Here is a 5850-nt window from a genome sequence, read left to right on the forward strand (position 1 = left end):
AAAAAACTTCAAAAAAGGAGTTGACAAAAGAGTAAGAGTGTGGTAAGATAGTCGAGCGCTCAAGAGAGCGGGCCGAAAGGCAAAGGCGGACGAAAAAGATTCGAAAGAGTCGAAAAAAGTGCTTGACAAACGAAAGAAAGTATGGTAAGATAGTCGAGCGCTTAAGAAACGGAAAGCCGAAAGCCAAAGGTCGGCAAAAAAGTTTCGAAAAAGTCGAAAAAAGTGCTTGACAAACCGAAAGAAATGTGGTAAGATAGTCGAGCGCTCAAGAGAAACGGCAGAGCGCAAAAGAGACTGGCAAGACCGAAAAGCCGGCTGAGTAGCAAGAAGGGTTTCCGAAGGAAACCCGGCGACTTAGCGGCGCAGGGTGATGCTAAGTCGATGGACCTTGAAAATTAAACAACGAGAAGGAAGAACGACCCGTGAATTCTTTGAGAGTGCAAACTCTTAGGGAAACAGGAAGATAACCTGTGAAAAAACGGACAGGAAAGCCAAGTGCTTTTCTTGAGCAGATTAATGCTCTAAGGTAGGTTTAAGCATCTGGAAAGATGATTAGATACCATATTTTAGAGAGTTTGATCCTGGCTCAGGACGAACGCTGGCGGCGTGCCTAACACATGCAAGTCGAACGGAGATATGCGCTGACGAGTAGCTTGCTATGAATCTTGTATATCTTAGTGGCGGACGGGTGAGTAACGCGTGAGCAACCTGCCTTTCAGAGGGGGATAACGTCTGGAAACGGACGCTAATACCGCATGACATCATAGGGCTGCATGGCCTAGTGATCAAAGGAGCAATCCGCTGAAAGATGGGCTCGCGTCCGATTAGGTAGTTGGCGGGGCAACGGCCCACCAAGCCGACGATCGGTAGCCGGACTGAGAGGTTGAACGGCCACATTGGGACTGAGACACGGCCCAGACTCCTACGGGAGGCAGCAGTGAGGGATATTGGTCAATGGGGGAAACCCTGAACCAGCAACGCCGCGTGAGGGAAGACGGTTTTCGGATTGTAAACCTCTGTCCTCTGTGAAGATAATGACGGTAGCAGAGGAGGAAGCTCCGGCTAACTACGTGCCAGCAGCCGCGGTAATACGTAGGGAGCAAGCGTTGTCCGGATTTACTGGGTGTAAAGGGTGCGTAGGCGGCTAAGCAAGTCAGAAGTGAAATCCATGGGCTTAACCCATGAACTGCTTTTGAAACTGCATAGCTTGAGTGAAGTAGAGGTAGGCGGAATTCCCGGTGTAGCGGTGAAATGCGTAGAGATCGGGAGGAACACCAGTGGCGAAGGCGGCCTACTGGGCTTTAACTGACGCTGAGGCACGAAAGCGTGGGTAGCAAACAGGATTAGATACCCTGGTAGTCCACGCTGTAAACGATGATTACTAGGTGTGGGTGGACTGACCCCATCCGTGCCGGAGTTAACACAATAAGTAATCCACCTGGGGAGTACGACCGCAAGGTTGAAACTCAAAGGAATTGACGGGGGCCCGCACAAGCAGTGGAGTATGTGGATTAATTCGATGCAACGCGAAGAACCTTACCAGGTCTTGACATCCCGCTAACGAGGTAGAGATACGTTAGGTGCCCTTCGGGGAAAGCGGAGACAGGTGGTGCATGGTTGTCGTCAGCTCGTGTCGTGAGATGTTGGGTTAAGTCCCGCAACGAGCGCAACCCTTACGGTTAGTTGCTACGCAAGAGCACTCTAGCCGGACCGCCGTTGACAAAACGGAGGAAGGTGGGGATGATGTCAAATCATCATGCCCCTTATGACCTGGGCCTCACACGTACTACAATGGCCATTAACAGAGGGAGGCAAAGCCGCGAGGCAGAGCAAAACCCTAAAAATGGTCCCAGTTCGGATCGTAGGCTGCAACCCGCCTGCGTGAAGTTGGAATTGCTAGTAATCGCGGATCAGCATGCCGCGGTGAATACGTTCCCGGGCCTTGTACACACCGCCCGTCACACCATGGAAGTCGGTAATGCCCGAAGTCAGTAGCCTAACCGCAAGGAGGGCGCTGCCGAAGGCAGGATTGATGACTGGGGTGAAGTCGTAACAAGGTAGCCGTATCGGAAGGTGCGGCTGGATCACCTCCTTTCTATGGAGAATCGGGTTTGAGAGATCAAGCCCAACCATCCTAGGTCGGCACGGAGTCGGAAAACCTAATCGTTGTTTAATTTTGAGGGTCTATCAAAAGATAGGTTCTCAGGAGAGAAAGGGAACACCTTTCACTAAGTTGGGGGTGTAGCTCAGCTGGGAGAGCACCTGCTTTGCAAGCAGGGGGTCATCGGTTCGAACCCGTTCATCTCCACCAAGGGCAAGAGTAACAGACAGCCGACAAGCTAACGGTGGAACAGTCAGCCAGAGTTTGTGGTTTTCCGAAGGAAAATCGAGTGTTTTACACTCGAAACAAACTCAACAAGTTGATTTTGTTTCATAAAATCAAACTTGGGCTCATAGCTCAGCAGGTTAGAGCACACGCCTGATAAGCGTGAGGTCGGTGGTTCGAGTCCACTTGAGCCCACCAGGCCGAAAGGCCAGAGCAAGTTAAAGGTAAAGCTGTGGAAAGCAGGTTGACGGACGGCGCAGTTATAGCGCAGTGCGTAGGAGTTTATTGGTACTTCCCAAAGGGGAGGCGAGCGTTTCACGCGAGAGATAAACTCCATGACTTGGTGGAGCGCAGCGGAGCCAAAGTCAGAGTACCTTGAAAACTGAATAAAGCGAAAGCAGACAGAAATCGAGAGTTTAATTTAGAGATAAGTCTTTGGACTTGTTGAAGGTAAACTTACAATTTCTAAAGGGTAAATTTAGCTTATTCAAAGCGAATTTATGAGAACACATGGTCAAGCTACAAAGAGCGCAAGGGGAATGCCTTGGCACCAGGAGCCGATGAAGGACGCGATTAACTGCGAAAAGCCACGGGGAGCCGTAAATAGGCTTTGATCCGTGGATATCCGAATGGAGCAATCCGGCTGGAGTCATGTCCAGTCATCATAGGGTGAATACATAGCCCTATGAGGGGAACCGCCTGAACTGAAACATCTAAGTAGGGCGAGGAAGAGAAATCAACCGAGATTCCGCTAGTAGTGGCGAGCGAACGCGGAAGAGGCCAAACCAGAGGTAGTAATACTTCTGGGGTTTGGACAGCAATGTGTATCATGGAACCTAGCAGAACAGCATGGGAAGGCTGACGAAACAGTGTGAGAGTCACGTATGCGAAAGGTGAAGTGAGCTAGCTGTATCCAGAGTACCGCCGGGCACGTGGAACCCGGTGGGAATATGGGGGGACCACCCTCCAAGCCTAAATACTACCTGGTGACCGATAGTGAATAGTACTGTGAAGGAAAGGTGAAAAGCACCCCGGGAGGGGAGTGAAATAGAACCTGAAACCTTGTGCTTACAAGCACCGAGAGCCCGTCAAAGGGTGATCGGGTACCTTTTGTAGAATGGTCCGGCGAGTGAATGTAACTGGCGAGGTTAAGGGCTTAAGGCCTGGAGCCGTAGCGAGAGCGAGTCTGAATAGGGCGCATGAAGTCAGTTGTATTCGACCCGAAACCGGGTGACCTACCCATGTCCAGGTTGAAGTGGAGGTAAAACTCCATGGAGGACCGAACCGACTCCCGTTGAAATGGTAGCGGATGAGGTGTGGGTAGCGGAGAAATTCCAATCGAACCCGGAGATAGCTGGTTCTCTCCGAAATAGTTTTAGGACTAGCCTTGCATTAGATTACCGGAGGTAAAGCACTGAATGGCCTAGGGCCCGAGAGGGTACCGAAGCCTATCAAACTCTGAATGCCGGATAATCGATGTGCAGGAGTCAGACAGTGGGAGATAAGTTTCATTGTCGAAAGGGAAACAGCCCAGACCCACAGCTAAGGTCCCAAAGTACACTTCAGTGGAAAAGGATGTGGGGTTGCACAGACAACCAGGATGTTGGCTCAGAAGCAGCCATTCATTAAAAGAGTGCGTAATAGCTCACTGGTCGAGTGGCCCTGCGCCGAAAATTTAACGGGGCTAAAGTGTACACCGAAGCTTGGGATTCGTAATCGTTCTTCATGTTTTCAGTGAGGGCGAAGATATTTCATGATGGAGCAAAGCGGAGTCATTAAATTCCGGAAAGGATAAAACAGACGCCGAAGTGAAGATGTGAAGAACGGTTACGAATGGTAGGAGAGCGTCGTATATGGGGTGAAGTCAGAGCGTAAGCGCTGGTGGACTGTATACGAGTGAGAATGCCGGAATGAGTAGCGAGAAATATGTGAGAATCATATTGGCCGAAAGTCTAAGGTTTTTGGAGGAAGGTTCGTCCGCTCCAAGTTAGCCGGGAGCTAAGGTGAGGCCGAGAGGCGTAGCCGATGCACATACGGTGGAAATTCCGTAGCCGCCGAAGGATTTAAGCAAGAGGACACCTTGAAAGGGCACGACCCGGGCGATGGTTGCCCCGGGCGAAAGGGACCGAAATCAAGTAGGGAAGCGTGCTTAGACGAGGGCGAGAAAAGTCTTGTGTATATCTCAGGCGCCCGTACCGCAAACCGACACAGGTAGACAGGAAGAGGATTCTAAGGCCAACGGGAGAAGGGTAGTTAAGGAACTCGGCAAGTTGATCCCGTAACTTCGGAAGAAGGGATGCCACAGAGATGTGGCCGCAGAGAATAGGCCCAGGCGACTGTTTATCAAAAACACAGGTCTCTGCTAAATCGAAAGATGATGTATAGGGGCTGACACCTGCCCGGTGCTGGAAGGTTAAGAGGAGATGTGCAAGCATTGAATTGAAGCCCCAGTAAACGGCGGCCGTAACTATAACGGTCCTAAGGTAGCGAAATTCCTTGTCGGGTAAGTTCCGACCCGCACGAATGGTGTAACGATCTGGGCACTGTCTCAATTACCCGCCCGGCGAAATTGTAGTACCGGTGAAGATGCCGGTTACCCGCGACAAGACGGAAAGACCCCATGGAGCTTTACTGCAGCTTAATATTGGGTTTCGATAATTTATGTACAGGATAGGTGGGAGGCAGCGAACTACGGGCGCCAGCTTGTAGGGAGCCACCCTTGGGATACCACCCTTAGATTGTTGGAATTCTAACCTGCGGCCATGAATCTGGCCGGGGGACATTGTTAGGTGGGCAGTTTGACTGGGGCGGTCGCCTCCAAAAGAGTAACGGAGGCGCTCAAAGGTCAGCTCAGCACGGATGGAAACCGTGCTATTGAGTGTAAACGCATAAGCTGGCCTAACTGCGAGGATGACGGTCCGAGCAGTAACGAAAGTTGGAGTTAGTGATCCGGCGGTAGAGTGTGGAATTGCCGTCGCTCAACGGATAAAAGCTACCCTGGGGATAACAGGCTGATCTCCCCCAAGAGTTCACATCGACGGGGAGGTTTGGCACCTCGATGTCGGCTCGTCACATCCTGGGGCTGTATTCGGTCCCAAGGGTTCGGCTGTTCGCCGATTAAAGTGGCACGCGAGCTGGGTTCAGAACGTCGTGAGACAGTTCGGTCCCTATCTGTCGTGGGCGCAGGATATTTGAGGAGAGCTGTCCTTAGTACGAGAGGACCGGGATGGACACACCTCTGGCGCACCAGTTGTCATGCCAATGGCACGGCTGGGCAGCTATGTGTGGAACGGATAAACGCTGAAAGCATCTAAGCGTGAAGCCGCCTCCAAGATTAGATATCCCATAGCGCAAGCTAGTAAGGCCCCTTGTAGACTACAAGGTTGATAGGCTGCGTGTGTAAGCATGGTAACATGTTCAGCTTGGCAGTACTAATAGGCCGAGGGCTTGACCAAGTTGGTTCCCAACCCTTTATTCGATTCTTTTCTACGCTTTCTCCTTTATTCAGTTTTTAGGGTACTGTG

2 tRNA genes and 2 rRNA genes are annotated in these 5850 nt (G+C 51.2%); all 4 read left to right on the forward strand.

The annotated features are described in order from the left end of the window. Positions 1–563: 563 nt before the first annotated feature. Positions 564–2095: ribosomal RNA gene (locus U8U01_RS16920) — 16S ribosomal RNA — on the forward strand. 140 nt (positions 2096–2235) lie between these two features. After that, a tRNA-Ala gene (locus U8U01_RS16925) sits at positions 2236–2311 on the forward strand. Between the two features lie 136 nt (positions 2312–2447). Next, positions 2448–2524, forward strand: a tRNA-Ile gene (locus tag U8U01_RS16930). A gap of 314 nt (positions 2525–2838) precedes the next feature. After that, a 23S ribosomal RNA gene (locus tag U8U01_RS16935) occupies positions 2839–5781 on the forward strand. The 16S and 23S rRNA genes sit together here with 2 tRNA genes alongside, the layout of an rRNA operon. Positions 5782–5850 lie beyond the last annotated feature (69 nt).

The sequence above is a fragment of the Acutalibacter caecimuris genome, assembly GCF_034335085.1.
In the GTDB taxonomy this organism is placed as follows: domain Bacteria; phylum Bacillota; class Clostridia; order Oscillospirales; family Acutalibacteraceae; genus Acutalibacter; species Acutalibacter caecimuris.